This is a genomic window from Catenuloplanes sp. NPDC051500, assembly GCF_044454585.1.
Lineage (GTDB): Bacteria > Actinomycetota > Actinomycetes > Mycobacteriales > Micromonosporaceae > Catenuloplanes.
In genome coordinates, this window is record NZ_JBITDX010000044.1 from 1 (window position 1) to 26309 (window position 26309).

Genomic DNA, 26309 nt, shown 5'->3' on the forward strand with positions numbered 1-26309 from the left:
AGCGTCATGATCATGATCCTGTCTGCACCACCAGGCCGAAACCCGGCAATAACGGATAATCTACACATCCGTTACACAGACCTTCCGACACGCTCTCTGGTGGCCCTTATCGCGCCTCAATAAGGGCCACCAGAATCGCAAGGATCTTGAGCACAGATATAACGACCGCAACGGACGGCGATATCGGAAAAATAGGGCGCGAAGACGCTTGAGCGCCAGCCCCACGCTGACGCGAGCGGGAGAGCGGAGATCGACCGGACCTCTGCGGTTCTCCGGCTTTGCTACCGGATCTTGCGACGTGCAAACCGTGGTCGAGATGACCGGCCGCCGCGGACGCCACGCTGTGTCGACCAGCGGGCCGCAACCTCCTCGGCGGCCGAATCGCCGGCGAGCCCTGACTCGCAGTCGTCACCGTCGAGTTCCCACGGCTTCGCTGCCAGATCTTGCGACCGCCCAGCGATACCCGCGCTGATCATCCGCCGCTGACGCGACACCGGCCGCTCTCTGACTCGACCCGCCCCGGAACCTGCAGTGGCCGATACCAACCTGGCCACTGCGATCCCCCGCCTTCGATGCCAGCCCTTGCCGTCACCCGGCCGCCGCCGCACCACCCATCCGGTGCTGACGCGATACCGGCGGGGACGCCATGCCCGGCCGCCGCCGCACCACCCATCCGGTGCTGACGCGATACCGGCGGGGACGCCATGCCCGGCCACCGCCGCACCACCCATCCGGTGCTGACGCGATACCGGCGGGGACGCCATGCCCGGCCACCGCCGCACCACCCATCCAGTGCTGACGCGATACCGGCGCGGACGCCACGCCCGGCCGTGGCTGGACCTGCTGGCCGGTGCTGACGCGATACCGGCGCAGGTTCCTCACCCGGTCGGAGCCGCACCCGGTCAGCGCTGACCGGGTGCGGCCGCCTCGCCGGGCTGGAGCCGCGCCGGCCGGTCAGTGCTGATGCGATACGCGTGCGAGCGTCACCCGTCTGTGGCGGCTCCTGTTGGCGGGTGCTGACGGCGATACTGGCGCGAACGCGTCACCCGTCCGTAGCCGCACCTGTTAGCCGGTGCTGACGCGATACCGGGCGTGGGCGCCTCACCGGCGCTGCCGCTGCTCCGTGCTGCCGCTGCTCCGTGCTGCCGCTGCTCCGTGCTGCCGCTGCTCCGTGCTGCCGCTGCTCCGTGCTGCCGCCGCTCCGCGCTGCCGCCGCACCGGCCGGCCTGTGCTGACGCGGCACCGGCGCGAACGCCACCGCAGGTCGTGGGCGCACCGGTTCCGGCAGCACGGCGGCGGTCGCGTGCTGGTCCCCGCCCCGCGCGGAACCGGCTCCGAGCCGCCCGGCAAGCGGAGCGCTAGCGGAGTCTTGGCGGGCGGCGAGGTTTGCCCGCGGGAGCAAACGGGCTGCACCACCGCGAGAGCGGGAAGATCTGGCTCGGGGTTTGGGGTCGTCCCCAGGCAAGCTCAAGCGCCCAAGGGAGCAAGCGGGCCGGGCCAGCGTGGAGCGGGAGGTCCGGATCGTCCCCAGCGGTACGCAAGCGATCTTGATGTGATGTCTGTTGTGCGTCGCTGTGCGCTGTTCGGGGGGTTCGCGGGCGACAATAAGGACGTGTCGCCCGTCGGATGTGAGGTCGATCAGGTTGGGACCAGACTGCTCGTTCGGCTGGCCGGGGATCTGACGCTGGCCAGTGCGCCGCGGGTGCGGGCCACGCTGTCGCGCTGCCTGGTGGATGTGCCGGATGCGCTGGTCGTGGATCTGGCGAAGCTGCGGGTGGCGGAGCCGGTGGCGCTGGCCGTGTTCCGGTCGGTGGCGTGGCAGGCGGCGGTGTGGCCGGGTACGCCGCTGCTGTTGTGCGCTCCCGAGGGGGAGGTGGCGCGGCTGCTCGCGGGGGGTGGCTACGGCCGGCTCGCGGTCTATCCGACCGTGACGGCGGCGCTGTCAGCGAGGCCGGCCCGGCGGATGCCGATGGTCGGCGACACGGTTCTTCCCGCGGACGGGGCCAGTCGCCGAGCCCGTGACCTGGCGGAACAGGCGTGTGCGCGGTGGAATCTACCGGCGTTGGCCGCACCTGCGGCGATGATCGCGGGGGAGTTGGTGACGAACGCGATCGTGCACGCCCGGACGATGGCGGATCTGCGGTTGTCGCTTGGGCGGCGGCATCTGGTGATCGCGGTCCGGGACGGGTCGGCGGACCTGCCGCGGGTGTGTGACGGTCCGGCCGGGGAGCCGGCGACCGGGCGTGGGTTGCGGCTTGTGGAGGCGTTCGCGCGACGGTGGGGGATCCTTCCCGCGCAGGGCGGGAAGGTGGTCTGGGCGGGGGTGCTGCTCGGGCAGCCGCGGATCAGCGCCGCTGCTGGGAGGCGGTGACCGGGGCGACGATGTCGGCGAGGCCGACGACGCGCAGAGCATAGACCGTGACGTCGTCGTGCACGTTGACGATGCGGTACGCGCGGTCGCATCGCTCGGCCGCGGCCCGGCCCTCGAGTAACGCGCGTATCCCGGCTGCGGCCAGCACGGACACCCGGTCGAGGTCGACGACGAGCGCGCCCGCGCCGGGCTGTTCGGCCGCGTTGGAGATGATTTCGGTGAGGGCCGCGGCGACGTCGTTGTCGACGTCGCCGCTGATCGTGAGGCGAATCGTGCCCTCGCCGTCCTCGGACTTCACCACTGAGAAGGAACCGGTCACGCTCTGCTCCGATCGGGAAGCTGTGCGCCGAGCCTACGCCAGTGATACGACAGACCAGTGACAAGACGCTGACTGTCAGCTCACCGGCTTACCGCCGGTGACGCCGAGTACCTCTCCCGTGGTGTAGCTGGACTCCTGGCTGGCGAAGTACACATAGGCGGGTGCGAGTTCTGCGGGCTGGCCGGCGCGGCCGAGCGGGGTGTCGGCGCCGAAGCTGTCCACCTTCTCCTTGGGCATGGTCGCCGGGATCAGCGGTGTCCAGATCGGGCCGGGTGCGACCGCGTTCACCCGGATGCCCTTAGAGGACAGGTCCTCGGCCAGCGCCTTGGTGAACGCGACGATGCCGCCCTTGGTGGTGGCGTAGTCGATCAGTGGGGCGGACGACTGGTACGCCTGGATGGACGCGGTGTTGATGATCGTGGACCCGGGCTTGAGGTGCGGTACGGCGGCGCGGCACAGCCAGAACATCGCGTACAGGTTCGTCCTCATCACCTTGTCGAACTGCTCGGTGGTGATGTCGGTGATCCCGCCGGGCTGCGCCATCTGGAACGCGGCGTTGTTGACCAGGATGTCGACGCCGCCCAGCTCCGTCACGGCGGTGTCGATGATGCGGCCGCAGTGCGCCTCGTCGCGGATGTCGCCGGGGACCCGGACCGCCTTGCGACCGGCCTTCTCGATCAGCGCGGCCGTGTCCGCGGCGTCCGCCTCCTCCTCGGGAAGGTAGGAGATCAGTACGTCGGCGCCTTCGCGGGCGTATGCGATCGCTACCGCACGGCCGATGCCGGAGTCGCCCCCGGTGATCACGGCGCGCCGTCCGGTGAGTCGCCCGGCACCCTCGTACGTCTCCTCGCCGTGGTCCGGCTTGTCCGGCATCTCGCCTGTGGTGCCGGGCTCGCCCTGGTCGCCGCCGGTGAGCTGGTCCGGGGCCGGGTACTGGGAGCGCGGGTCGCGGGCGGTGTGCTGGTTCTGCGTCATGGTGTCCGCTTTCCCCGGATCGGGCCGCTCATGCTGGGGTCTTGTCCCACTCCGGCACCTGGTCCAGCGGCGCGACAGTGCCCTCGCGGAGCAGCCGTCCGGCCCGCCGCCAGGAGACGGCCAGCATGATCGCGGCAAGCGTCAGGTAGATCGCGGAGAGCGTGATCAGGACGATCCGGTTCGCGGCGTCAGAGAGCAGGATGCTCGTGCTGAACTGCACGCCGAACAGGGCCAGCAGCACACCCGATCCCCACAGCGACAGCCGCAGGTCGAGAAGCAGGCTCACCGCGAACAGCGACTGCGCGGCAGTGATCAGCAGCTCGTAGCGCTGGTGCTCGCTGAGCGGCAGGCCGCTGAACCCGCCGGCGGAGATGGCGAACACGATCGGGATCGTGCCGACAAGCAGCGTCCACTGGTTGACCTTGCTGGAGAGCAGCGTGCCGAGCGCGTGTGAGGCGCGCAGTCGCCACGCGTAGAGGCAGGCGACGATCAGCTCGGGCGCCTCGCTGGCGACCGGCGCGGCCCACTGGACCAGCAGGAACCTGTCGATGCCGAGCTGCTCGCCGGTGCCGACGACGGAGTCGGCGAAGTGCTCCGCGGTGACCAGGATGACCGCGGCGGCCGCGACGAACATGCCGATCAGCAGCCAGCGGCGGGGCTTCTTCTCGCGTTCCCCGATCCAGGCGGCGACGCCGATCAGGTCTGGCTCCTCGACCGGGGCCTGGGAGAGCCGCCACGCGTAGAGCACGAAGATCGAGACGAGGACGGCCGCGTCAAGCAGCGTGAGCGAGTGCCGCAGCGGCAGGGTCAGCGAGTAGATCGTGGCGATGCCGAGCGCGACCACCTCGATCGACATCGGCCGGGCGAGGCGTACGTGGCCGGGCGCGGGCACGCTCGGCTCCTGCTTCGCGCGGCGCGGGTGGCGGCGGGCGACCACTGCCGCGATCACCACGACCAGCGGCCAGCCGATGCCGACAAGTACCCGGTTCGCGCCGGTCATGTTCGCCAGGGCGAGCGCGCACGGGTCCTCGCCGCCGACCGCGGCGCAGTGCCCCTCCGCGGCGAACGTCTGACCGGCCCGCCAGGTGAAGACGAAGTCGACGGCATATTCCGGAAGCACCGCGAGGAACGCCAGGAACGCGAGCGCGACCCCGGCGCTCACCTCGGACTGCGCGGCCTCCGCGGCCCAGGCCAGCAGGAACGCGGCGCCGACGATTGCGGCGCCGAACATCACCGCGGCCGCTGCGGGCACGAGTTCGGGGTGGGGGAGGCCGAGGTAGTCGGCGAGTCCGGCGTACGCGCCGGGCGCGACGGCCAGCACCGCCACAAGTGCGGGCCAGGGCCGCGGGGGGTTCGACATGCGTGGCTCGTACCCCCGGGCACGGTTTTTCTACCGTCCGGGTGACCGTCACCGAAACGAGGAATCTAAACGGGGTAAATACCCTCAAAACGCAGTGCCTGGCGCTACGGTCGGTTATCCACCTGGGCCCGGGGAGGAGTGGATGGAGTGGACCGCGACGCTGCGACGACTCGGACTGCTGCTCGCCGCCGTGCTGATCGTGGTCTGGGCCGGCCATCACCTCGGTGAGGCCGGCGCCTCGTGGAGCGCCGCCCGGGCGTCGATCAGCGCCGTCGGCTGGGCCTGGCTGCTTCTGCTTGGCGCGGTCTGGCTGCTCGGCCTCTGGGTGCACACGTTCGTGCTTGACGCGTCGCTGCCCGGCCTGACCCATCTGCGAGCGCTCACGCTCAACCTGTCCGGCAGCGCGGTCTCCAACCTGCTCCCGCTCGGCGGCGTCGCCGGCACCGTGCTCAACCTGACCATGGTGCGCGGCTGGGGGCACACGAACGGGGACTTCGCCCGGTTCGTGGTGGTCTCCAAGGCCTGGGACGTCGCCGCCCGTCTGCTGCTCCCGTCAGTCGCGGTCGTGGCGCTGGCCGTGGCAGGCGGCCTGAACCTCCTGTGGCTTGCCGCAGGCCTCGCGTCCGGGACCGCCGGCGCGCTCGTGGTCGCCGCCCTGCTCGGCCGCGCCCGCCCGGTCCTCCACCTGGTGCGGCTCGCCTCCCAGCTGCTCCGCCGGACCACCTGGGAAGCGGCGGTCGCCGGGCTGCTCGACGGCGTCGACCGGCTGGTCCGCCGCCGCTGGCGCCCGCTCACCGCAGGCATGGCGGGCTACTGCCTGCTCGAAGGCGTGCTGCTCTGGCTGTGCCTGCTCGTGGTCGGCGTGCCGGTCCCGGTCCCGGTGCTGCTCGCCGGCCTGGCCGCGGTCCGCGCGCTCACGCTCGCGTCGCTCACCCCCGGCGGCGCCGGCCTGGTCGAGACCGGCGCGATCGCGGTGCTCATCGCGCTCGGCACGGACGCCACCGGCGCGCTCGCCGGCGTGCTGCTCTTCCGCGGCTTCGTCTTCGCCGCCGAGATCCCGGTCGGCGGTCTCGCCGTCGTGCTGTGGCTCGCCACCCGCCGGCGTGGCGTGCGCCCCACCCCGGCGTGACCCCCGGAGAACCCATGCGAATCGCCCACGTGACAGACGTCTACCTGCCCCGCCTCGGCGGCGTCGAGCTGCAGGTCCGCGACCTTGCCGCCCGCCAGTCCTCGGCCGGCCACGCGCCCTTCGTCGTCACGGCGACGCCGGGCCCACTTCAAGATCAAGATCCGATTCCGCTGGTACGGATGGGAGCGCCGGGTTTCGGCCCCTACCGCGCGGTCCGGGACGACGACCTGTGCCGGGTGCTGCGCGCCGGTCGGGCGCAGGTCGTGCACGCCCACGTGTCCGCGTTCTCGCCACTGGCCTGGAGCGCGGCCCGGCTGGCCGGGGTGCACGGCGTACCCACTGTGGTGTCTGTGCATTCGATGTGGCACGACGTGGTGCCGGCCATGCGCTGGTACGCGCGCCGGCGCGGGGCCGCCAGCTGGCCGGTCGCCTGGGCCGCCGTCAGCACCGCAGCGGCGGACGCGGTCCGCGACGCGCTCGACGGCACACCTGTCGCGGTGCTGCCCAACGGCATCGACCCGGAATCCTGGCTGTCCCCGCCGGTGGAGCGGGACGGCCCGCCGACAGTGGTGAGCGTGATGCGGATGGTCCGGCGCAAACGGCCGCAGCCGCTGCTTCGGGCGCTGTTCGCGGTGCACCACGCGCACCCGGGACGGTTCCGTGCGGTGCTTGTCGGTGACGGCCCGCTGCTGCCTCGACTGCAAGCGGAGGTGAAGGAGGCCGGGATGACCGCGGGGGTACGGCTGACCGGCGCGCTGCCCCGGCGCGACATCCGGGAGTTGCTGGCCGGGGCGGACCTCTACGTGGCGCCCGCACACCGGGAATCGTTCGGGATCGCGGCGCTCGAGGCGCGTTGTGCCGGACTGCCCGTGGTGGCGCGCCGGGGGAGCGGGGTCGCGGACTTCGTCGAGCATGGGGTGGACGGGTGGCTCGTCGGGTCGGACGCGGAGCTGATCTCCACTGTGTCCGGACTGCTCGCGTCGCCGGAACTGCTTGCGGACGTGGCGCGGCACAACCGGGCGGTCGTCCCGCGGATGAAGTGGGACACCGCGCTTGCGGCGGCCGAGGCGCGCTATGCGGACGCGGCCCGGCTGCAGGACGCGCTGGTGCAGGTGTGAGCTTCACTGTGGTGGCGTTCCACGCGCATCCGGATGACGAGTCGTTGCTGACCGGCGGGACGCTTGCCCGCGCGGCGGCGGAAGGACATCGGGTCGTGCTGGTGACGGCGACGCTCGGGGAGGCGGGACTGGCGTCGCCGGTGCACGGCCCACCGCCCACCCCCGGCTCACCCGCGGCCGGACTCGGCGGGCGGCGGCACCTGGAGTTGCTTGCGGCGGCGGACGCGCTCGGCTGTGCCCGGGTGGAGGTGCTCGGCTACCGCGACTCCGGCCTGACCGCCGGGGCGGGTGGCTGCTTCGCGGACGCTCCGGTGCCGGAGGTGGCGGACCGTCTCGCCGCGCTGCTGCGCGAGGAGCGGGCGGACGTGCTGATCGGCTACGACGCGCGCGGCGGATACGGACACCCCGACCACGTGCAGGTGCACCGGGTGGCCGCGGCCGCCGCCCGGCTCGCCGGGACGCCGGTGCTGCTGGAGGCCACGGTGGACCGGCGTGCGCTGCGGCCGCTGCTGGCGGTGCTGCGCCTGGCCGGGCGGCTGATGCCCCGGTTGCCGCTGGGCGGTGCGGAGACCGCGTTCACGCCGCACACGGAGTTGACCCACGCGGTCGACGTGCGCACGTACCTGCGGCAGAAGCGCGCCGGACTCCGGGCCCACGCCAGCCAGTCGACCGGCGGGCGTGGGCTCCGGACCGTCGCCGCGCTCGCCGGACTGCCCGGCCCGTTGTTCGCGGCGGTGGCGGGCCGGGAGTGGTTCGCCGAGGTCGGCAGGGCCCGGGGCGGGCCGCTCAGCGACGACATCTTCGCGTCGTTGCGCAGCTGACCGGGCTCTGGGGCTGTCTCTGTAAGCGGGGGTTCCGTGGGCCAGGCGTCGGTGCGCCAGGTCGTCCGGCAGGTCAGGGAGCGGCGGGCATCGTGATCGCGGTAAGCACGAGGTCGCGATCCACAAGCCAGCGCCCGGAGAAGTCCGTCACCGGTCCGGGCACCAGAATCCTGGCCCGGAAGGTGCCGTCGGGAGAGACGGTCAGCGAGGCCTCCTCGAAGCCGAGCCAGCGGCGGGCAAGCGGGAACCACGCCTTGTAGACCGACTCCTTCGCGCTGAAGAGCAGCCGGTCCCAGTGCACGCCCGGTGGTGCGGCGGACAGCCACGACCGCTCGGACGGGAGGCTGACCAGGTCCAGGACGCCCTCCGGCAGCGGACTGTGCTGCTCCGCGTCGATGCCCACCGAGGCGAAACCGGAGGAGTGCGCAACGGCCGCCGCGCGGTAGCCGGGGCAATGGGTGATGGCGCCGACCACGTCGTCCGGCCAGCCCGGGGCGCCGCGCTCGCCCGGCACGATCGGGGACGCGGGCCGGCCGAGACCGGCAAGTGCCTGCCGGGCGCACCAGCGGCCGGTGACGAACTCGCGCCGCCGCTTCTCCACGGCCTGGGCGATCGCCGCCTCCTCCGCGGGAAACAGCGCACAGTCCTCGTCGGTGAACGTCTCCGCCCAGGCCACGCCGGGGGGCAGTAGTCGTTCGATCATGCGGGGAGGATCCGGCGGACCGGCGAAGGGGTGCCACGGCGGCGCCACTCCCGGGGGTAGCCGAGGGAGACCTCCTCGAAGCGGACGCCGTCGTGCCAGGTGGTGCGCGGGATGTGCAGGTGGCCGTAGACCATCACCGTGGCATTGAAGCGCAGATGCCAGTCCGCGGTCAGATCGGTCCCGCACCACTGGGCGAACTCCGGCGCCCACAGGATGTCGGTCGGCTCCCGTACCAGGGGATAGTGGTTGGCGAGGACGAGTTGCCGACCGGCCGGAACGGCGGACAGACGGGCCTCCGTGTAAGCGGCCCGGGCGGTGCACCAGGCATCCCGGCTGGGATGCGGGTCAGGATGCAGGAAGAACTCGTCGGTGCAGAGGACGCCCGCCTCCTCCGCGTGACGAAGCGACTCGGCCTTGGAGGCAACGCCGGGGACGCGCCACGAATAGTCGTAGCCGACGAACAGCGGTGCGACGACCACAGAGTCATTCCAGCGGGGGTACGGGTCCTCAGGTGTGTGGACGCCCAGCTCACGGGCCACCGTCACCAGATGCTGGTAGCGCTCCTCGCCGCGCAGCTGCACCGCGTCGTCGCGCACCGTCCAGAGCTCGTGGTTGCCGGGCGACCAGACCACTGTCGCCCATCGGCTCGCGAGCAGCGCCAGCGTTCGTTCCACGTCGGCGACCTGCTCGGCGACGTCGCCGGCCACGATCAGCCAGTCGCCCGGGTCGTCCGGCCGCAGCGCCTCGGTGATCGCCCGGTTCTCGGGGTAGGAGACGTGCAGGTCACTGACCGCGTACAGCCCGGGTTCACTCATCACCGTCCATGCTATGACAGGTCTGCGTCGGTCAGGCGAGCGTGGTGGCTGTGGTGTGGAGGAGGCGGAGTTCCTCGCGGGCGAGGTCGGGGAGGGGGGTGGAGTTCGGCGGGTCGATCCAGCGGTCGAAGGAGCGGTGGAACGCCCGGACGCCGAGGTCGGCGGCCAAGGTCGCGGCCGGCTCGGGGACGCCGCGGGCGCGCAGCGCCTCCGCCATTGCCTCGCCGAGGCCGGTGTGCTTGAAGGCGGACCGTTCCCGCAGCTCGGGATGGCCCGCGATCACGGCCTGGATCCGTGGCGCGAACCCGCGCTGCTCCGGGGTGAACGAGCCGGTGACCGCGTCCAACCCGGCCGCGACCGCCTCCAGCGGAGTGGCGTGCGCCGGTGCGGCGGCGATGCCGTCGGCGAGGAGGCGGCCCTGGGACTCCTGGCCGGCGAAGAGGACCTCGCGCTTGTCGGGGAAGTGCCGGAAGAACGTGGTCTTGGTGAGGCCGGTGCGTTCGGCGATCTGGGCGACAGTGGTGTTGTCGTAGCCGTTCTCGATGAACAGGTCCAGTGCGGCCAGCACCAGTCGTTCACGTGTGTTCGGTTCCCATCGTGCCATGCCGCTCAGCTTAGTGATGTTACCGAGTCACATCACGTGCTACGGTGACGTTACCGAGTAACATCACCTTTCGGCGGGAGTTCTCCATGCGTGTCTTCATCACCGGCGCCAGCGGCCACATCGCCTCGGCGGTCGTCCCCGAGCTGCTCCGGGCCGGGCATCAGGTCGTCGGGCTGGCGCGGTCCGACGCCTCGGCCGCGGCAGTCAAGGGCCTCGGCGCGGAGGTGCGCCGCGGCGACCTCTCACACCTGGACGGCCTGCGCGACGCGGCGGCGGACGCGGACGCGGTCATCAGCCTCGCGTTCAACCACGACACCGTCGCCGCGGGCGACATGGCCGGCGCCGCAGCCGGCGAGCGCGCCGCGGTCATGGCGTTCGGCGACGCGCTGGCCGGCACCGGCAAGACGCTTATGGTGGTCGGCTGGGGCCGCACCGGTGATGCCGGCGTCGACGCGACGCTCGACGCCAACCCGCGCACCGCCACCGCCCGCCTGGTCGACGGCTATGCCGAGCGTGGCATCCGTACCGTGCTGGTCGCGATCCCACCGGTCGTGCACGGCGACCGGGACCGGGCGGGCTTCATCCCGACGCTGATCGGCCTGGCCCGGCGCACCGGTGTGTCCGGCTATGCCGGGGACGGCGCCAACCGCTGGTGCGCCGCCCACGCCGGCGACATCGGCACGCTCTACCGGCTGGCCCTGGAAAAGGCGCCGAGCGGATCGCAGTTGTACGCCGCGAGTGAGGACGGCGTACCGGTGCGCGAGATCGCCGAGCACATCGGCCGGCATCTTGGCCTGCCCACGGCGAGCATCCCCGAGGAGCGGCGTGCCGAGCACTTCGGCTACTTCGCTCCACTGATCACGATGGACGTCCCGGTCTGCTCCGCCGCCACCCGGGAGCTGCTCGGCTGGTCTCCGTCCGGCCCGCTCCTGCTCGACGACATCGACGCCGGGCACTACTTCAGCTGAGCCGGGCCAGCACCCCTGACCCCTTCCGCCTCGTGTTGGCCGTGGGTCTCGTAGCCGCCCACGGCCTCCCGCAGGTGCGGGAGCGCGCCCGGCCGATCCCCGAGCGCGGCAAGCGCCCGCCCGATCTCCTCGTGCGCCTGAGCCGACAACAACTCATCGCCGGTACGCCCGGCTGCCTCGAGCGCGGACCGCCCGTGTGACGTTGAAAACTGCACCGACTAGTCGGTAAAGTAATTCCGTGATCATGACGAGTACGCGCCGGTGGGCGGCGCTTGCGGTGCTGGCCGCGGCCGTGCTGCTGCTGGCCATCGACGGGACCGTGCTGGCGCTTGCCGTCCCCGCGCTGACCCGGAGCCTGGCGCCGACCGCGGAGCAGATCCTCTGGATCGGGGACGTCTACTCGCTGGCGCTGGCCGGGCTGCTTGTGCTGATGGGCAACCTGGCGGACCGGTTCGGGCGCAAGCGGGTGCTGCTGGCCGGGTCTGTCGCGTTCGGCGCGGCGTCGCTCGTGGCCGCGTTCTCGACAAGTGCGGAGGCGTTGATCGGCGCGCGGCTGCTGCTCGGGGTGGCCGGCGCGACGCTGATGCCGTCCACGTTGTCGCTGATCCGGAACATCTTCCCGGACGATGTGGAGCGGACCAGGGCGATCGCGATCTGGTCCACCGCGTTCGGCGCGGGCTCGGCGATCGGCCCGATGATCGGCGGCTTCCTGCTCGAGCACTTCTGGTGGGGCTCCGTCTTCCTGATCAACGTACCCGTGATGATCGTGGTCGTTGTTTCTGGATTCTTCCTGCTGCCCGAGTCGCGGGACCCGGAGCCGGGACAGTTCGACCTGCTCTCCGCGGTGCTGTCGATGGCCACGATCGTGCCGCTTGTGTACGCGGTCAAGCACCTGGCGTTCGACGGCGTGCTCCTCGCAAGCGTCACCGTCGGCCTGGTCAGCGGCCTTCTGTTCACCAGGCGCCAGCGCAGGCTGCCCCAGCCGATGCTCGACGTCGAGCTGTTCCGCAACCGGGCCTTCTCCGGAGCGGTCGCGGCCAACGTGATCGCCATCTTCGCGCTTACCGGCCTGCTCTTCTTCTTCTCGCAGTACCTCCAGTTCGCCCGCGGCCTCAGCCCGCTGCGCGCCGGGCTCGCGGAGCTGCCCGCCACCATCGCGTCGATAGCGGTGGTCGTGATCATCGGCGTCACCGCGCGCCTGCTCGGCCACGGCCGGGCGATCGCGCTCGGCCTCGCGCTTGCCGGCGCCGGCCTGGCGATCGTGGCCGGGGCCGCGAACGCACCGTTCTACCTGCTGATTTTGGGCCTGGTCCCGATCGGGCTCGGCATCGGCCTGGCGATGACGCTCACCGGCGACGCGATCGTGTCCGCCGCGCCGCCGCGCAAGGCCGGCTCGGTCTCCGCGATCACCGAGACCGCGAACGAGCTGGGCGTGGTGCTCGGCATCGCGGTGCTCGGCTCGCTGCTCACCGCCGTCTACCGGAACGCGGTGGTCACGCCGCCCGGCATGTCCGCGGAGGACGTCGCACGGGTACGCGACTCGCTCGGCTCCGCGCTGCAGGTGCTCCGGCCCGAGGACGCGCAACACGCCCGGGACGCGTTCATCCTCGGCATGCAGACGACATCGCTGGTCGCGGCCGGGCTGACGGTCGCCGCCGCGGTGCTGGCATGGGCGGTCATCCCCTCGAAACCGGTAGCGTGACCCCCGTGGGACGTACGGCGGGCCGGTCACCGGAGGACACACGTCGGGCACTACTGACCGCGGCCGGCGACGCGGTCAGGTCGCGCGGCATCCACGCCTCGCTTGATGAGATCGCCCGGTTCGCAGGCGTCTCGAAGGGCGGGCTGATCTACCACTTCGCAAGCAAGGACGAGCTGATCCTGGAGCTGGCCCGCGCGCAGCTGGTCGCGTTCGAGGCGACAATCGCCGCGGCGCTGGACCCGGCGGACACCGGGCCGGGCCGGCTGACCCGCGCCTACCTGCGCGCGGTGCTGACGCCGGACGGCGACGACATGGCCTCGATGGCGCTGATCACGCTCCTGATGACAGTCCCCGCGGTTGCGGAGCTGGCCCGCGCGGAGGCGGCCCGGCTGGACGCGGAGCTGGCCGCGGACGGGTTGCCGCCGGACGTGCTGGCCCTGGTCGTGGCCGCGGCGGACGGGATGAGCAGCGCGCCGATGTGGGGCGGCTCCGCGCGGACCCCGGCGCACCGGCGGGTGGTCGAGCGCCTGATCCACCTCACCCGGCGGCCGGAGCTGTGGGAGGAGATCCCCTGGTCTACAGCGCCTCCCGCAGACCCACGAGCGCCTCGGACAGTGTCACCGGGTCCGCGTCGCTGAACGGGATCCGCCGCGCGGTCGGCCAGTGGTCGGACCAGGCCCGGTCCACCCACAGCTCGGTGATCGTCTGGTCCGGAGTGGACGGCATGACCGAGACCGGGAAGCCGGGGCTGACGTCCGCCACAAGCGTCAGCCCGTGCGGCAGCAGGCGGGTCAGCCGGGAGTACCTGTGGTGGTCGTCGCCGGCACGCCGCCAGCCGTACCGCTCCAGGCCCATGATCCGGTCGGCCGGCAGCGCGCGCCCGGCCACCTCGTCCGGGGTCGCGAGCGGGCGGTCCAGCTGGGCGAACGGCTGCATGATCTCGTAGTCCAGGAAGGTCGCCGCCCAGATCGCGGTGTCCGCGCCGAGCAGCGCCGGGTGGGCCAGCCGGACCGGCGCGTCCTCCGCGAGCGTGACCGTATTGTCGTAGACATCCGCGAACGTGCCGTCCTCCGCGATCCGCAGCGCGGTCCCGCCCGCCATCCCGCCCGCCATCCACAACAGACGCTGCCCGATCGGGCCGAGCAGCGGGTGGGGGAGCAGGTGGCGGCGCAGATGACCGGCCGTGCGCCACCGGCCGGTGAGCATGTCCTGCTCCAGGCGCGCGGTCTGCTGCACTGTCGCGGCGCGCGACTCCCTCCGGAACGCGCTGAACCGCGCAGGCCCGCTCGCGAGGTCCCGGGCGCCCGGCCTCGGCGGTTTGGTCAGCCGCCGCCCGGTCTCGTCCGCCACGTAGGGCGTGAGCGTCGCGTCCAGGTGCGCGGTGAGCCGGCGGGTGCCGTAGTCGAGCACGACACCGTCATCAAGGCCCAGCGTGGGCGCGAGCCGGTCCGCCAACTCCGGCGGCGTCAGTCCGCGCGCGGCCGCGGCCTGCCGGAGGTAGGTGGTGGCGCGGTCGTTCGTCGGCCCGCCGGACATGCCGGCCTCGATCTCGTGCAGCAGCCGCAACGACGCATCCGAACCGACCGTGGCCAGCACCGCGAACCCGTCGATCGCCCGTGCGAACCGGCTGCGGGCCGGCCAGGAACGGATCAACGGCGCCAGCCGGCCGAGCGTCTCGTCGTCGGCCAGCCACGCCTGCCCGAGCAGCGCCCACGCGTGCCGGGACTCCAGGCCCGCCTCCACCCAGCCCTCGAACAGCGCCCACCCGAACTCCGCCAGGCTGCGCGGGTCGCAGTCCGCCACGATCGCCGGCCGGGCGGGAACCACAATGGGTTGTGCGGCTGCTGAGGAGTCGACTGCCTCGACCGGGTCGTAGGAGCCGGGTGGCGGCTCGGGCGCATCGGCAAGCCGCACCTCGGTCAGCGCGGTGAGCAGCGCGGCGGTCGACGCCTCCGGCAGCGTTCCCGCGCCGTCCCCCCGAAGCACGATCAAAGGCAGCTTCGCGGGTACGGCCCAGTCCGGGATTTTCACCGGCCGGGTAGCGGGGGCCGTGCTCGGGGTGCCGGCCGTGACCGGGTGCTCCGGCTCGTACCCCCGCGTGGTGGGTGTCGTTCCGGCCAGGAAGCGCAGCGCATCCTCGGCGTTCTGCCGGGCCCGGCCGGCCTTGCCCGCGGCGATCGGCGTCAGCGCGCGCTCCGCGGCCGCCGGATGCCGGGTCAGCCACATCCGCGCCCACAGCCGGCTCGACCCGAGGTTTCGCAGCCAGCTGGCGGCGAGCGTGGCCGGTTCCGGGCCCGCGAACGGCATGATCAGCAGCCCGAATCGGTCCGCGTCAGCCCCGGCCGCGGCCAGCGCGAGCGGCAGCGCGTCCAGCTCGAAGCGCGCGATCGTCGCCATCGCCAGGTCGACGCTGCCGCGGTGCGGATCCATGTTCCAGGACCCGAGCAGCGGCCGGGCCAGGTCCTCCGGCCCACGCAGGAACAGCCACACCAACTGCCGGACGCTCAGCCCGATCGAGTTGCCGGCGCGCGTCGCGAGGTCTTCCCACTCCGGTGCGAACAGGCCGTGATCGGCGACGGCTGCGCGGGCGGCCCAGCGCTCGTGCTCACCGTCGTTCCAGGCGAGGACAGTGTCGGACACGGCCGCAGACGTTATCTCAGGCGCGCCGCACCGCGCCCGGCGCCTCGTCGAGCCCGCCACGTCGCACCTACTGATGTTCCCTAAATGAAGGCTAATTCGACCGGGGAGTATGTCGTGTTTAGCCCGATGTAAGGCATGATCAGACCCTGATACCTGTCAATATGACGTGGAAGGCGGCTGCCGTGAGACGCAGAATCGTCGGAGCGCTCGTGCTCGCCCTGGCCGCCGCGGGCGGACTCGTGGCGCAGACGCAGGTGAGTTCCGCCGCGACAGTGGACGCGGCCGCCACCATCTGCAACCTGTACTGCGACGGCCGCGACCCGGGGCAGGCCGCGGGCGACCGCTCGCCGGTCAGCGGCACGGTCTTCGGCCGCACGGTCCGCGCCCACGTCAGCGACCCCGACACGATGATCTGGGCCTCCGTCGAGAACGGCGCACCCGGCGACGAGACCTGGCTGGACCGGTCCTTCGACGGCGGCCGCACCTGGACGCTGCTCGGTCGCACGTCGGTGCCGAGCGGGCAGCGGGGCTGGCGCACGGGCATGTTCAACGTGGACGACTGGGGCACCCGTGGCGTCGGCGTGCTGCGTGCCTGCGGCAAGGCCGGCGACCGCCCCGACGTGGCCTGCACGCCGTGGGTACGCAGCACGTGGAACGCGTCAGACCGCAAGCGCGCCGCCGCGACCGCGCTGATGATGCGCTACGACCAGAACACCGGCCTGTTCGACGGCAACGGCTGGTGGACCAGCGCGAACGCGATGTCCGCGCTGATCGAGAACTCCCGCGTCACAGGCATGGCCAGCTACCGGTACGCGATCTCGAACACCTACGACCGGCAGATCAACGCGGCGCAGGGCCAGTTCCGCAACGAGTACCTCGACGACACCGGCTGGTGGGGCCTGGCCTGGGTCGCCGCCTACGACCTCACCGGCGACGTGCGCTACCTCAACACCGCGCGGGCCGACGCCGACCACATGCACGCCTACTGGGACACCGTCTGCGGCGGCGGCATCTGGTGGAGCAACGCCCGGCAGTACAAGGCCGCCATCGCGAACGGCCTCTACATCCAGCTGAACGCGGCGCTGGCGCAGCGTAACCAGGGCACCGCCTATCGGAGCCGAGCCGAGGCGGGGTGGAACTGGTTCCGCAACACCGGCATGATCAACAGTGAGAACCTGGTGATCGACGGCATCAACCTGCAGACCTGCCGCGGCGCGAGCGGCCCGCTCACCTACAACCAGGGCGTCCTCATCGACGCGCTCACCCGGCTGAACAAGCTGACCGGCAGCGCGGATGCGCTCTCCACCGCCCGCCGCCTCGCCGACGCGGTCACCGTCTCCGGCCGCCTCACCCAGAACGGCATCCTCCGCGAACCCGGCGAGCAGGACAACTGCACGGGCGACCAGCCGTCCTGGAAGGGCGCGTTCGCCCGCGGACTCGGCGTCCTCGACCGTGCCGTCGGCGGCGCCTACACCCCCTGGCTGCGCCGCAACGCCGACACCATCTACGCCAACGACCGCAACAGCTACGACGGGTACGGCTCCCACTGGTCCGGCCCTTACATCGACACCAACCACAGCTGCCAGCACAGCGCCCTCGACCTGCTCAACACCGTGTGAAGACCGTGACCTCACGGGCCGCCCCGTCCCGGCGGCCCGTGAGTCACACCCTTCGCTCGCCGCGTGGGCAGCGGGCCGGCACGGGGTAAGCAGTGCGGAACTGCCTGACGATCGGAGACGCCGTCGTCACGCGGCGCGACCGATGGCGGCGGCGGAGTTGCGGACCGGTGCGGGGTGAGCAGGTGCTGGCTGGTGGGTGAGCAGTCAGCGCGGTCACTGTGTGCAGATGGACGATGTTCGCGACCTCGCGGTGATCCGGCGGGCCGTGCCGTCCGATCTTGACGCGGTCAATCAGATGCATACGCGCTGTTCGGCCGAGACGCGGCGGGCCCGGTACCACGGGCAGCGGGATCGGATTCGGGCCGGCGAGTGGGAACGGCTGTGCCGCCCGGCCTACGGCTTCACGGCACTCGTCACGCTCGAGGGCCGCACGACCGGGCTGGTGAACGTGATCGGCGAGAAGGCGGACGGCCCGTGGGAGGTCGGCCTGCTGATCGAGGACGCCTGGCAGGAGCGGGGCCTGGGCTCGCGCGCGGCCGCCTACGCGATGTGGGAGGCGCGCTCGGCCGGCGCGTGCGGGATCGAGGCGTTCGTCGAGTCGGACAATGCGCGCGGCAAGCGGCTCTTCGCCCGGCTCGGCGCGGAGTGGTCGCGGGAGGAGCCGGGCGTGCTTACCGCGCGGATCCGGTTCGGCGAGCCGATCGGCGCCGAGCGCGAGCCGGCCCGCCCACCGATGGGCGCCTGCCGGTAACAACTCTTACCGGGCCCGCCTTTCACCGGCACGGGCCCCTTCAGCGACGGCGGCGCTGGCGGGCAGTGGCGCCGCGCGGGCCGCGGTCGGGGTGGTTGTCGACGATCGCATCGAGTGCGGCCGCCAGTGCGGGCAGGTCCAGGCCGGTCAGGTGGTCGATGACTACGCGGCGGACGCTGGCGAGGTGGCCGGGCCAGGCTTGTTCGAGCCGGGCGAGGCCGTTGTCGGTGAGGACCGCGTGCTGCCCACGGCCGTCGGTCGAGGCACGGACGCGTTCGACCATGTTCTCGCGTTCCAGGCGGTCGATCAGCCGGGTGACGCCGCTGAAGCTGAGCTGGATGCCGTCGGCGAGTTCGGACATGCGCATGGAGCGGTCCGGGGCCTCGGAGAGCCGCATGAGCACCATGTACTCGCTGAGCGTCAGGTTGGTCAGGCTCAGCAGGTCGGCGTCGATGATCCGGGGCAGGAACGTGACGACCCGGGCGAGGGCGCGCCAGGCCGCCTCCTCGTCGGTGTTCAGCGGGGCGGGCGGCCTGTCGTTCACGCTGCGCACGCTACCAATCGCGCACGGGTACCCCGTACCCACGGCTGGATCTTGTTGTTTGTGTGTGCAAACATGTTTTTTATGAGCCTGTCAGTGAGCAATGTGGACATGCCGCGCAGCGCCGGGGGCGTGCTGCACGTGCCGGCGTCCGAGGGCCTGACCAAGTGGGTGTCGGGGGACATCTACACGATCAAGGCGACCCGGCACGAGACCAACGGTGCGTTCGCGTTCATCGACGCGATCGTGCCGCCCGGCGGCGGGCCGATCGCGCACGCGCACCCGGACCAGGACGAGGCGTTCTTCCTGCTCGACGGCGAGCTGGAGTTCCTGGACGGCGACCGCACGTTCGTGGCCGAGCAGGGCTCGTTCCTGTTCATCCCGCGCGGAAACCGGCACCGATTCAAGAACATCGGGGGTACGGACGTGCGCACGCTGTTCATGTTCACGCCGGGCGGCCCGGAGGAGCTGTTCGTCGAGGGCGGCGACGAGCCGGTGCCCGGCGGCACACCGGCCGTGTGGGACATGGACAAGGTCATGTCGCTCGCCGACCTCGTGCAGCGCACCAACCTCCAGATCCTGCCGGAGTAAACCGGATAAGAAAAAGTTTTACCTGACCCTTATCGACGCATCCGTACGGTCTGCGCCCATGCAGACGCTCGAACGCCCGGCAGTGATCGACGAGCCCGTGGAGGTCGTGCGGGCCCGCCGGTCACTGCCCTGGGCCGATATCGCCGCGGTCGTCACGTACCTCGGCATGGGGGTCGTGCTGATCCGCGGGTTCCTCGGCGATCCGCGCGGGCGCATCACGTCCTATCTGGACGTGGACCACACCTGGTTCCAGTGGCTTCTCGCGCACGGCGCCCACTCGGTGCGGCACCTGTCCAACCCGCTGGTCTCGGACCGGCAGAACGCGCCGGACGGCGTGAACATGATCGCCAACACGTCCGTGCTCGGCGTGACGATCCCGCTGGCGCCGATCACACTGATCTTCGGCGCCGCGGTCGCGTATCTGGTGTGGATGGTGCTCGCCACCGCCGGCACCGCGCTGACCACCTACTGGGTGCTGAGCCGTCACACGTCCGCGCCGGCCGTCGGTGCGCTGCTCGCGGGCGCGTTCGCCGGCTTCGCACCGGGCGTGGTCTACCACGCGAACGGCCAGCCGAACTTCGTCTCGAACATGCTGGTGCCGATCCTGCTCTGGCGGGTCGCGGTGCTCGGCCGCGACGGGCGGTGGCTGCGCGACGGGCTCGTCCTCGGCGCGCTTGTCACCTGGCAGCTGTTCATCAACGAGGAGGTGCTGCTTGTCACGGCGCTGTCCTGCGGCGTCGCGGTGATCTGCCGGCTGGCGATGGACCGGCCCGGGGCGACGGCGCGCGGCGGGGACTTCCTGCGCGCGCTCGGCGTCACCGCGCTGCTCGCGACCGCGCTCTGCGCCTACCCGATCTGGTACCAGTTCACCGGGCCGGGCAGCTTCCACGGCATGCCGTACTTCAACGACTGGGGCGAGGACCCGCTCACCTGGTTCAGTTTCGCGCGCGGCACGATCGCCGGAGACCCCTCGCAGCTGCCGATCGCGCCGACCGACATCGAGCAGAACAGTTGGTACGGCTGGCCCCTGATGCTCGTCACGGGCCTGCTGCTGGTGCTGATGCGTCGGTCGGTGCACGTGCGTACCGCGGGGTGGATCATGCTGATCTTCACGGTGCTGTCGCTCGGCCCGGAGCTGCGCTTCGGCGGCGAGACCGGGCTGCCGGGTCCGCTCAGCGTGTTCCCGGACGACACGCCGATCGTCAACATGATGCTGCCCAGCCGCCTGATCTACGCCACCACCGGGGCGATCACGCTGCTCATCGCGCTGGGCTGGTCGCGGCAGGCCGTCGTGAAGGTGCTCATCGCGGCCGCGCTCCTCCCGCTGATCCCGACCCCGATCCAGACGAAGCCGGACGCGCCGGTGCCGGAGTTCATCACGTCCGGCGCGTGGCGGACCTGGGTGCCGGAAGGCCGCACGCTGGTCCCGGTGCCGATCGCGGACAACCCGACCGGCCGCGAGGCGCAGACCTGGAGCGCTGTCGCGCTGCACGAGTTCGCGATGCCGGAGGGCTACTTCATCGGCCCGTCCGCGGCGGACGGCAGCGGCCAGTTCGGCCCGATGCACCGCAGTCACCTGACCGGTCTGGTCCACACCACGCTCGGCTCCGGCGTCGCGCCAGAGGTCACCGACGCGGACCGTGAGCTGGTCCGCGCGGACCTCACCCACTGGCGCGCCTCGGTGGTCGTGATCCGCGAGACGCCGGAGCGGGAGCAGCTGCGGGTACTGATGGAACGGCTGCTCGGCCCGGCGGCCCGGGACCGCGGCGTGTGGCTCTGGCGGGTCTAGCCAGGAGTTCCCGACAGCGCCCGGGCGCGCACCGACAGCGCCTCCACGTGCGCCGCGAGCCGCTCGGGCGGGGCCTCGGAGGTCAGGTCGCCGAGCAGGCCGGCATAGTCGGCGGCGAGCGAGCGGTACTCCGCCGCGAACGCCGCGTCGGTCATCCGCGGCGAGCGGTCCAGGTCGAGGAGCTGCTGGGCGACCGAGGCCGCGGCGGCGCTTACGGCGGTGCGCGCATCCGTGGCCGCGTCCCGGCGCACCCGGCGCGTCTCCGCGGCGCGCGCGGCCCGGCGGCCGGTGGCGTAGAGCGCGAGCGCGCCGCCGAGCACGCCGGCCACCGCGCCGCCCGCGGCCAGGTAGCGCGGCAGTGACGGGCTGATCACGCGCGCGCCGTCCGGGACCGTTCCGGAGCGGACCAGCATGTCGTAGTTGACGGCCATCACCTTGACCGCCTCAAGCGGGCGGCCGTCGAACTGGCCGACGCCGTTCGCCACCGTCAGCTCCGCCGTGAACCGCTTGCCGAAGTCGTCGTCCTCGTCGCCGATCAGCGCGCAGCCGTAGGAGTCGTCGCCGCTGAACAGCATCACCACGGTGCCGGCCGCGGCCGAGCGCACGTCGTCACAGGTGGCGGGCAGGTCCGCGCCCGGCTCCAGCAGGATCACGACCAGCCGCCGGTTGCCGATCACCCGCTCGGCCGCGGCCGTGTCCAGGCCGGTGCCGGGCGCGGCGTAGACCGAGGACGTGCGCACCTGCCGCGCGACCGGGCCGTCAGCCAGGCCGCCGGTCCACAGTGCCCAGCCCGCCAGCGCCGCGCATGCGGCCAGGGCCAGGGCGAACGGAGTGGGTACGCGTGTCACGCCAGCCTCCCGCGCAGGTAGTCGACCGGCCGGTAGCCGGGGAACGGCAGCGTGCGGGCCGCGTCGTCGAGTTCGCGTTCCGCCGCGTCGAGGAGTGCCCGGACGTGCGCGTCCGGCAGCTCGTCCGCGATGGCGTCCCGCGCCGAGGTGAGCGTGGTCAGCGCGCGGGTCAGCGCCGGGCCGGTCGCACGGTCGGCAAGCGGGTGCATCTCCACGGCCAGCGCGGTGAGCGCGGCCAGCCGGGACGCGGGCGCGCCGCTGCGCCGCTCGGCGGGGCGGCGGGCGGCGCGGGCGGTGAGCGCCAGGAACACCGCCACGCACAAGGCGAACAGCCACGGCAGCGCGGGCAGCGCGACCCGCAGCGGATCGAACGGCTGATACGGCAGCGGCCGCTCGAACAGCCCCGAGTAGCGCACGTCCGTCACCCGGTCCAGCCAGCCGTACAGCACGTTCGCCTGCGGGTAGGCGTACACCGCGAGCCGGTCGCCGACCCGGCCGTAGAACGTGGCGGCCGCCAGCTCGGAGAAGTCGGCCGCGTGCGGTCCCGCGTATTCGATCCACGCGCCGTGCATCACGATGATCGGCGTGTCCGGGAACAGGGGTGCGAGGCTCGCCGCGTACCGAGGCAGCTGTAGGTGATCCTGCCTTGGCAGTGCCACGATGAGCGGTGCCCGGTCCGGGAACGCGCTCGCCACGTTCGACGTCGGCTTGGTAAGCGTCGCGCCGGGCGCCAGGTGCAGGCCGGTCGCGCGCAGGTCCGCGACGACCGGCTCCAGTTCGGCAGCGGTCGGTGCCCGCCAGGTCACCACCTCCACGTCGGCCGGCAGCGGGCGGTCCTGGATCGACGCGATGATGGTGAGCAGCCGGTTCGTCACGTCGCCGGCCGCGAACTCGGCGCGCCAGCCGGCCGCGGTGTCCGGCACCGCGATGCTGATCTCCGCGCTGACCTGCGTGCCGACCACAGTGATGTCCGCGTTCGCCACCTCCTTGACCCGGGTCCGCGCGGCCTCGTCAAGCCCGGGCGGCGCGACCAGGATCCGCAGCCCGCTGCCGCCGATCGCCGCGTCCACCCGGGTCGTGTCCCAGCGTGCGACAGCGCCCGGCAGCCGGACCACAGGCGCGGCCGCGACCAGCGAGGACATCTCCTCGGTGGTCGGCACGGTGGCGCCGCTCAGCTCGTCGGCCGAGCCCTCGCCGGCTCGGGTCGTGGACGACGGCGACTGGGCGTAACTGACCTCGACGCCGCGGCCCTGCGCGATCAGGAACACGCCGAGCAGTGCCGTGGCACCGCCGAGCGCGACCCACCGGGCGATCTCGGTGACCCGCCGGCCGGGCCTCATCGGGCGCGCCACCGGCGGTCGGCCTCGCGTGCCAGGTCCGCGGCCTCGCCTGCGGCACGCTCGCCGCCGCCCCCGGCCACGATCAGCTCTGCGCGGTGCAGCAGCGCCTCCGCCTGCGGGTCGCGGAGGCCGGCGTCCCGGCTGACCGCGGCGACCTTGATCGCGGCGCGGGCCCGGGACCAGGCCGTGCGCCGGTGCAGGTGGGCCGCGCGCCACCGGGGCACGGCCACGCCCGCGAAACCGGCGACGACAAGCACCGCGGCGCCGGCCGGCCAGATCCACCACCCGGTCACGGGCACCGACCAAGATCGCTCATGCGGTCCACCGTACGGTCACCCGGCAACCTCGAGCACCGCCGCGATCCGGGTTGTGGCCAAGTCGAGCTGGGTGTGGATGTGCGCCTTGACCGGCGAGGTCAGCGGCGTGTCGATGCGGGACAGAAGATCACGCAGCACGGGTACGGCCGGCGCGTACTTGACCGCCACCCGGGACGCCTTCGGTCCGGGCGTGTGGATGATGCCGACGCCGTTGTCGGTGAAGTCGGACAGCTTGATCACCCGGCCCCACGGTGAGGCAGCGACAGTTGTGGACAGGTGGTCGACGTAGTGGGCGATCCGGTCCACGCCGTCCGGGCGGGGCGGCGTGGTGACGGACTCGACGAGCCCGGCGACGCGCGCGCCGTACCCCCGGCTGATGGTGTTGATCGTGACCGGCTGGTCCTCGACTGAGTCGTGCAGCAGCGCCGCGACCAGGATCTCCGGATCCTCGACCCGGTAGTAGCAGAGGATCCGCAGCGTGACCCGCAGCAGGTGGTTGATGTACGGCTCGCGGGTGCGCCGCTGGTCGCGGTGAAGCGTCGCCGCCCACACGGCCGCGGCCGCGACGATGCGCCGGTCGGCGGGCGGCAGGCGGAGCAGTTCGAGGTCGAGCCGGCGGGTGAGCCCGTCGGCGCCGAGGACTTCGGTGACGGCGTGCAACGGCATGGCGGTGAGGTGCTTCCCCGTGATCATGCTGTTCAGCCTGGTCCGTGGTGCATCAAAGCGGAACTATGAATCACCGCATCAGCTATAAAGGAAACCTATGGCCGGACCGAGGATCAACTCCGACGCGCTTGCGGCGTTCCACGTCTTCGCGGACCACCTCAACCTGACCCGGGCCGCGGAGGTGCTGCACATCTCGCAGCCGGCGCTGCACGCGAAGCTGGCCACGCTCGCCCGTGAGCTGGGCCGTCCGCTCTACGAACGCCGGGGCCGCCGCCTGGCGCTGACGCCGGACGGGGAGGCGGTGGCCCGGTTCGCGCGCGACAGCGACGACCGGCTCAGCCGCTTCCTTGACGAGTTGCGCGAGACGCCAGTCGCGCGCCCGATCGTGCTTGCCGCCGGCCACGGCGCCTACCTGCACGTGCTCGGTGACGCGATCCGGCGCACGCTCGCGGCCCGGCCCGGTGGCCTCCGGCTGCTGCGCACCAACCGGGACGAGATGCTCGACGCGCTCCGCAACGGCCGTGCCCACCTCGGCGTGTCAGTGCTCGACGTGCTTCCGGCCGACCTGATCACCGTGCCGGTCGCGACGTATTCACAGGTGGTGCTCGCGCCGGTCGGGCACCGGCTGGCCGGGCGGCGCTGGATCCGGCTGCGTGACCTGGCCGGCGAGGACCTCGTGGTGCCGCCGCCGCTGCGCCCGCACCGGATCTCGCTTGAACGCGCGCTGCGTGCGGCAGGCGTGCCGTGGAGCGTGGCGGTGGAGATCGAGGGCTGGCCGCTCGCGGTGCACCTGGCGGAGCTGGGCGTCGGGCTGACCGTGATCACCGGCTGCGTGCGCCCGACCGAGGGCCTGGTCGCGGTGCCGATCGCGGACCTGCCGAAGGTCACGTACTACGCGGCGCATCGTGCGGACGCGCTTGACGACCCGCGCACGAAGGCGTTGCTCGGCGAGATCCGGTCTACGACGCGAGCGCGTGGGCGACGCTCGGCCGCCGGGTCCGCGCCGACGGATCCGCCGGAGAGCGGCCGCGACACAGTCGGGTAAGCCGTCAATATCCTGCGGGCTTGCAAACCGTACGTACGTACTGTTTGAATGTCTGTCATGCGCCTCCTTCCCGGCCCCGGACCCGTCCGCACCCTGTCGATCGCCACCCTGATCAGCACGGTCGGCAACGGCCTGTGGATGGCCTCAAGCGCGCTCTACCTCACCCGGATCGTCGGCCTGTCCGTACCTCAGACCGGCCTCGCCCTGACCACCGTCGCCCTGATCATGCTGGTCCTCAGCACCCCCACCGGCTATCTCGCCGACAACCTCGGCCCGCGCGGCGTCTCGATCGGCTGCCTGCTGGCCCTCGGGGTCACCGAGTTGGCCATGCTCACCGTCCACTCCCTCCCCACCTTCCTGCTGGTGGCGGCCCCGATGGCCGTCTTCGACGCGGCCCAGCGCTCCGCCCGCGGCGCCATCATCGGCAGTGCCGTCCCACCCGACCGCCGCGTCCACACCCGCGCCTACCTGCGCGCCGTCACCAACGTGGGAATCACTGTGGGCGCCGGAGCGGCAGGGATCGGACTCGCGATCGGCACCCGGGAGGCCTTCCTCGCGATGATCGTCGGGGACGCGGTGTCGTTCATGCTGGCCGGCCTCGCCCTCACCCGCCTCACCCCCGTCGCACCCGTGCGTCACACCGGCTCCGGCCCCCGCCTCACCGCCCTCCGCGACCGCCCGTTCCTCGTCCTGACCGTCCTCGACGGCCTCCTCGCCATCAACTTCGGCCTGCTGGAGGTCGCCATGCCACTCTGGGTCGCGGACCGCACCGACGCCCCGCACTGGATGATCGCCGTCGTCGTCGTGGTCAACACCGTAAGCGTCGTCCTCCTCCAGGTCCGCATGTCCCGGGGCGCCGACGGCATCCCCGGCGCCGCCCGCGCCTCCCGCCGCGCCGGGTTCGCCCTGCTCGCCGCCTGCCTCATCTTCTCCACCACCGCACACAGCAGCGGCCGCCTGACCATGGCCTTGCTGGTGCTGGCCGCCGTGGCCCACGTCATCGGCGAACTCTGGTACTCCGCGGGCGGCTGGGGCCTGTCGTTCGGCCTGGCCCCGGAGGGCGCCCACGGCCAGTACCAGGGCACGTTCGCCATGGGCCACCAGTTCGGCCAGATGCTCGCCCCGGTCGTGGTGACCGCGTTGACGCTCGGCTGGGGCACGCCGGGCTGGCTTCTGCTCGGCGCGCTCTTCGCATGTGCCGGCACGCTGGTCCCGCCGGTGGCCCGCTGGGCCCAGTCCTCCCGCCCCGCCCTCACCTGACGGTTGCGCGGCTCGAC

Annotated in this window: 26 protein-coding genes; 13 read left to right on the forward strand and 13 right to left on the reverse strand. The window is 72.3% G+C overall.

Going from position 1 to position 26309, the window contains the following annotated elements; translation table 11 throughout:
* Positions 1–1612: 1612 nt before the first annotated feature.
* Positions 1613–2371: an ATP-binding protein gene (locus tag ACIA8K_RS40260; protein WP_396068777.1), complete on the forward strand. Its 759-nt coding sequence runs from the start codon at positions 1613–1615 to the stop codon at positions 2369–2371.
* Here ACIA8K_RS40260 and ACIA8K_RS40265 read toward each other — a convergent pair.
* The 3 genes from ACIA8K_RS40265 to ACIA8K_RS40275 form a co-directional block, all read right to left on the reverse strand.
* Positions 2346–2690, reverse strand: a complete 345-nt coding sequence (locus tag ACIA8K_RS40265; protein WP_396068778.1) for an STAS domain-containing protein — start codon at positions 2688–2690, stop codon at positions 2346–2348. The genes ACIA8K_RS40260 and ACIA8K_RS40265 overlap by 26 nt on opposite strands.
* Positions 2691–2765: 75 nt before the next feature.
* A complete protein-coding gene (locus tag ACIA8K_RS40270; RefSeq protein WP_396068779.1) occupies positions 2766–3665 on the reverse strand; it encodes an SDR family oxidoreductase in 900 nt (299 codons plus the stop codon).
* Between the two features lie 28 nt (positions 3666–3693).
* On the reverse strand, positions 3694–5025 hold the full coding sequence (locus ACIA8K_RS40275) for a sodium:proton exchanger (protein WP_396068780.1): 1332 nt from the start codon (positions 5023–5025) through the stop codon (positions 3694–3696).
* A 142-nt stretch (positions 5026–5167) separates the two neighbouring features.
* Here ACIA8K_RS40275 and ACIA8K_RS40280 point away from each other — a divergent pair, with 142 nt between their 5' ends.
* Genes ACIA8K_RS40280 through ACIA8K_RS40290 form a run of 3 tightly spaced genes read left to right on the forward strand, consistent with a single transcriptional unit; the run spans position 5168 to position 8093 of the window.
* On the forward strand, positions 5168–6154 hold the full coding sequence (locus ACIA8K_RS40280) for a lysylphosphatidylglycerol synthase domain-containing protein (protein WP_396068781.1): 987 nt from the start codon (positions 5168–5170) through the stop codon (positions 6152–6154).
* Between the two features lie 14 nt (positions 6155–6168).
* Positions 6169–7272 carry a glycosyltransferase family 4 protein gene (locus ACIA8K_RS40285; RefSeq protein WP_396068782.1) on the forward strand — a complete coding sequence of 368 codons (1104 nt, stop codon included), beginning with the start codon at positions 6169–6171 and terminating at the stop codon, positions 7270–7272.
* Positions 7269–8093: a PIG-L family deacetylase gene (locus ACIA8K_RS40290; protein WP_396068783.1), complete on the forward strand. Its 825-nt coding sequence runs from the start codon at positions 7269–7271 to the stop codon at positions 8091–8093. Before ACIA8K_RS40285 ends, ACIA8K_RS40290 begins: the two co-directional genes overlap by 4 nt.
* Before the next feature lie 73 nt (positions 8094–8166).
* On the opposite strand, the gene ACIA8K_RS40295 is transcribed toward ACIA8K_RS40290, so the two are convergent.
* The 3 genes from ACIA8K_RS40295 to ACIA8K_RS40305 are packed head-to-tail and all read right to left on the reverse strand — an operon-like array spanning position 8167 to position 10215.
* A complete protein-coding gene (locus tag ACIA8K_RS40295; RefSeq protein WP_396068784.1) occupies positions 8167–8796 on the reverse strand; it encodes a 4'-phosphopantetheinyl transferase in 630 nt (209 codons plus the stop codon).
* On the reverse strand, positions 8793–9611 hold the full coding sequence (locus ACIA8K_RS40300) for a metallophosphoesterase family protein (protein WP_396068785.1): 819 nt from the start codon (positions 9609–9611) through the stop codon (positions 8793–8795). Before ACIA8K_RS40300 ends, ACIA8K_RS40295 begins: the two co-directional genes overlap by 4 nt.
* A gap of 31 nt (positions 9612–9642) precedes the next feature.
* The gene (locus tag ACIA8K_RS40305; protein WP_396068786.1) at positions 9643–10215 is read right to left on the reverse strand and encodes a TetR/AcrR family transcriptional regulator; all 573 of its coding nucleotides are present in this window, start codon (positions 10213–10215) and stop codon (positions 9643–9645) included.
* Positions 10216–10301: 86 nt separating this feature from the next.
* Between ACIA8K_RS40305 and ACIA8K_RS40310 the strand changes: the two genes are divergently transcribed.
* Positions 10302–11183 (forward strand): NAD-dependent epimerase/dehydratase family protein, encoded by an 882-nt coding sequence (locus ACIA8K_RS40310; RefSeq protein WP_396068787.1) that lies wholly within the window; start codon positions 10302–10304, stop codon positions 11181–11183.
* Here ACIA8K_RS40310 and ACIA8K_RS40315 read toward each other — a convergent pair.
* A complete protein-coding gene (locus tag ACIA8K_RS40315; RefSeq protein WP_396068788.1) occupies positions 11171–11398 on the reverse strand; it encodes a hypothetical protein in 228 nt (75 codons plus the stop codon). The genes ACIA8K_RS40310 and ACIA8K_RS40315 overlap by 13 nt on opposite strands.
* Positions 11399–11427: 29 nt before the next feature.
* Here ACIA8K_RS40315 and ACIA8K_RS40320 point away from each other — a divergent pair, with 29 nt between their 5' ends.
* Entirely contained in the window at positions 11428–12885 is a 1458-nt protein-coding gene (locus ACIA8K_RS40320; RefSeq protein ID WP_396068809.1) for an MFS transporter, read from the forward strand.
* Positions 12886–12890: 5 nt separating this feature from the next.
* Positions 12891–13523 (forward strand): TetR/AcrR family transcriptional regulator, encoded by a 633-nt coding sequence (locus tag ACIA8K_RS40325; protein ID WP_396068789.1) that lies wholly within the window; start codon positions 12891–12893, stop codon positions 13521–13523.
* Here the strand turns inward: ACIA8K_RS40325 and ACIA8K_RS40330 are convergent.
* Positions 13462–15525 carry a DUF4132 domain-containing protein gene (locus ACIA8K_RS40330; protein WP_396068790.1) on the reverse strand — a complete coding sequence of 688 codons (2064 nt, stop codon included), beginning with the start codon at positions 15523–15525 and terminating at the stop codon, positions 13462–13464. The two genes, ACIA8K_RS40325 and ACIA8K_RS40330, sit on opposite strands and share 62 nt — an antisense overlap.
* 182 nt (positions 15526–15707) lie before the next feature.
* Here ACIA8K_RS40330 and ACIA8K_RS40335 point away from each other — a divergent pair, with 182 nt between their 5' ends.
* The gene (locus tag ACIA8K_RS40335) at positions 15708–17144 is read left to right on the forward strand and encodes a glycoside hydrolase family 76 protein (protein ID WP_396068791.1); all 1437 of its coding nucleotides are present in this window, start codon (positions 15708–15710) and stop codon (positions 17142–17144) included.
* A gap of 226 nt (positions 17145–17370) precedes the next feature.
* On the forward strand, positions 17371–17895 hold the full coding sequence (locus tag ACIA8K_RS40340) for a GNAT family N-acetyltransferase (RefSeq protein ID WP_396068792.1): 525 nt from the start codon (positions 17371–17373) through the stop codon (positions 17893–17895).
* A gap of 40 nt (positions 17896–17935) precedes the next feature.
* Here ACIA8K_RS40340 and ACIA8K_RS40345 read toward each other — a convergent pair whose 3' ends face one another.
* The gene (locus tag ACIA8K_RS40345; protein WP_396068793.1) at positions 17936–18439 is read right to left on the reverse strand and encodes a MarR family winged helix-turn-helix transcriptional regulator; all 504 of its coding nucleotides are present in this window, start codon (positions 18437–18439) and stop codon (positions 17936–17938) included.
* Positions 18440–18520: 81 nt separating this feature from the next.
* On the opposite strand from ACIA8K_RS40345, the gene ACIA8K_RS40350 reads away from it, so the two are divergent.
* Positions 18521–19027, forward strand: coding sequence for a cupin domain-containing protein (locus tag ACIA8K_RS40350; RefSeq protein WP_396068794.1), 507 nt, complete (start codon positions 18521–18523; stop codon positions 19025–19027).
* 58 nt (positions 19028–19085) lie between these two features.
* Positions 19086–20816, forward strand: coding sequence for a hypothetical protein (locus tag ACIA8K_RS40355; RefSeq protein ID WP_396068795.1), 1731 nt, complete (start codon positions 19086–19088; stop codon positions 20814–20816).
* Here ACIA8K_RS40355 and ACIA8K_RS40360 read toward each other — a convergent pair.
* The 4 genes from ACIA8K_RS40360 to ACIA8K_RS40375 are packed head-to-tail and all read right to left on the reverse strand — an operon-like array spanning position 20813 to position 24014.
* Positions 20813–21664, reverse strand: a complete 852-nt coding sequence (locus ACIA8K_RS40360) for a hypothetical protein (protein WP_396068796.1) — start codon at positions 21662–21664, stop codon at positions 20813–20815. The genes ACIA8K_RS40355 and ACIA8K_RS40360 overlap by 4 nt on opposite strands.
* Positions 21661–23004, reverse strand: a complete 1344-nt coding sequence (locus ACIA8K_RS40365; RefSeq protein ID WP_396068797.1) for a hypothetical protein — start codon at positions 23002–23004, stop codon at positions 21661–21663. Before ACIA8K_RS40365 ends, ACIA8K_RS40360 begins: the two co-directional genes overlap by 4 nt.
* Positions 23001–23297, reverse strand: coding sequence for a DUF6403 family protein (locus ACIA8K_RS40370; protein WP_396068798.1), 297 nt, complete (start codon positions 23295–23297; stop codon positions 23001–23003). Before ACIA8K_RS40370 ends, ACIA8K_RS40365 begins: the two co-directional genes overlap by 4 nt.
* Before the next feature lie 39 nt (positions 23298–23336).
* Positions 23337–24014 (reverse strand): HD domain-containing protein, encoded by a 678-nt coding sequence (locus ACIA8K_RS40375; RefSeq protein WP_396068799.1) that lies wholly within the window; start codon positions 24012–24014, stop codon positions 23337–23339.
* Positions 24015–24084: 70 nt separating this feature from the next.
* Between ACIA8K_RS40375 and ACIA8K_RS40380 the strand changes: the two genes are divergently transcribed.
* Both ACIA8K_RS40380 and ACIA8K_RS40385 read left to right on the forward strand, forming a co-directional pair.
* Positions 24085–25032 carry a LysR family transcriptional regulator gene (locus ACIA8K_RS40380; protein ID WP_396068800.1) on the forward strand — a complete coding sequence of 316 codons (948 nt, stop codon included), beginning with the start codon at positions 24085–24087 and terminating at the stop codon, positions 25030–25032.
* A 57-nt stretch (positions 25033–25089) separates the two neighbouring features.
* Positions 25090–26292: an MFS transporter gene (locus tag ACIA8K_RS40385; protein WP_396068801.1), complete on the forward strand. Its 1203-nt coding sequence runs from the start codon at positions 25090–25092 to the stop codon at positions 26290–26292.
* The last annotated feature ends 17 nt before the right edge of the window (positions 26293–26309 follow it).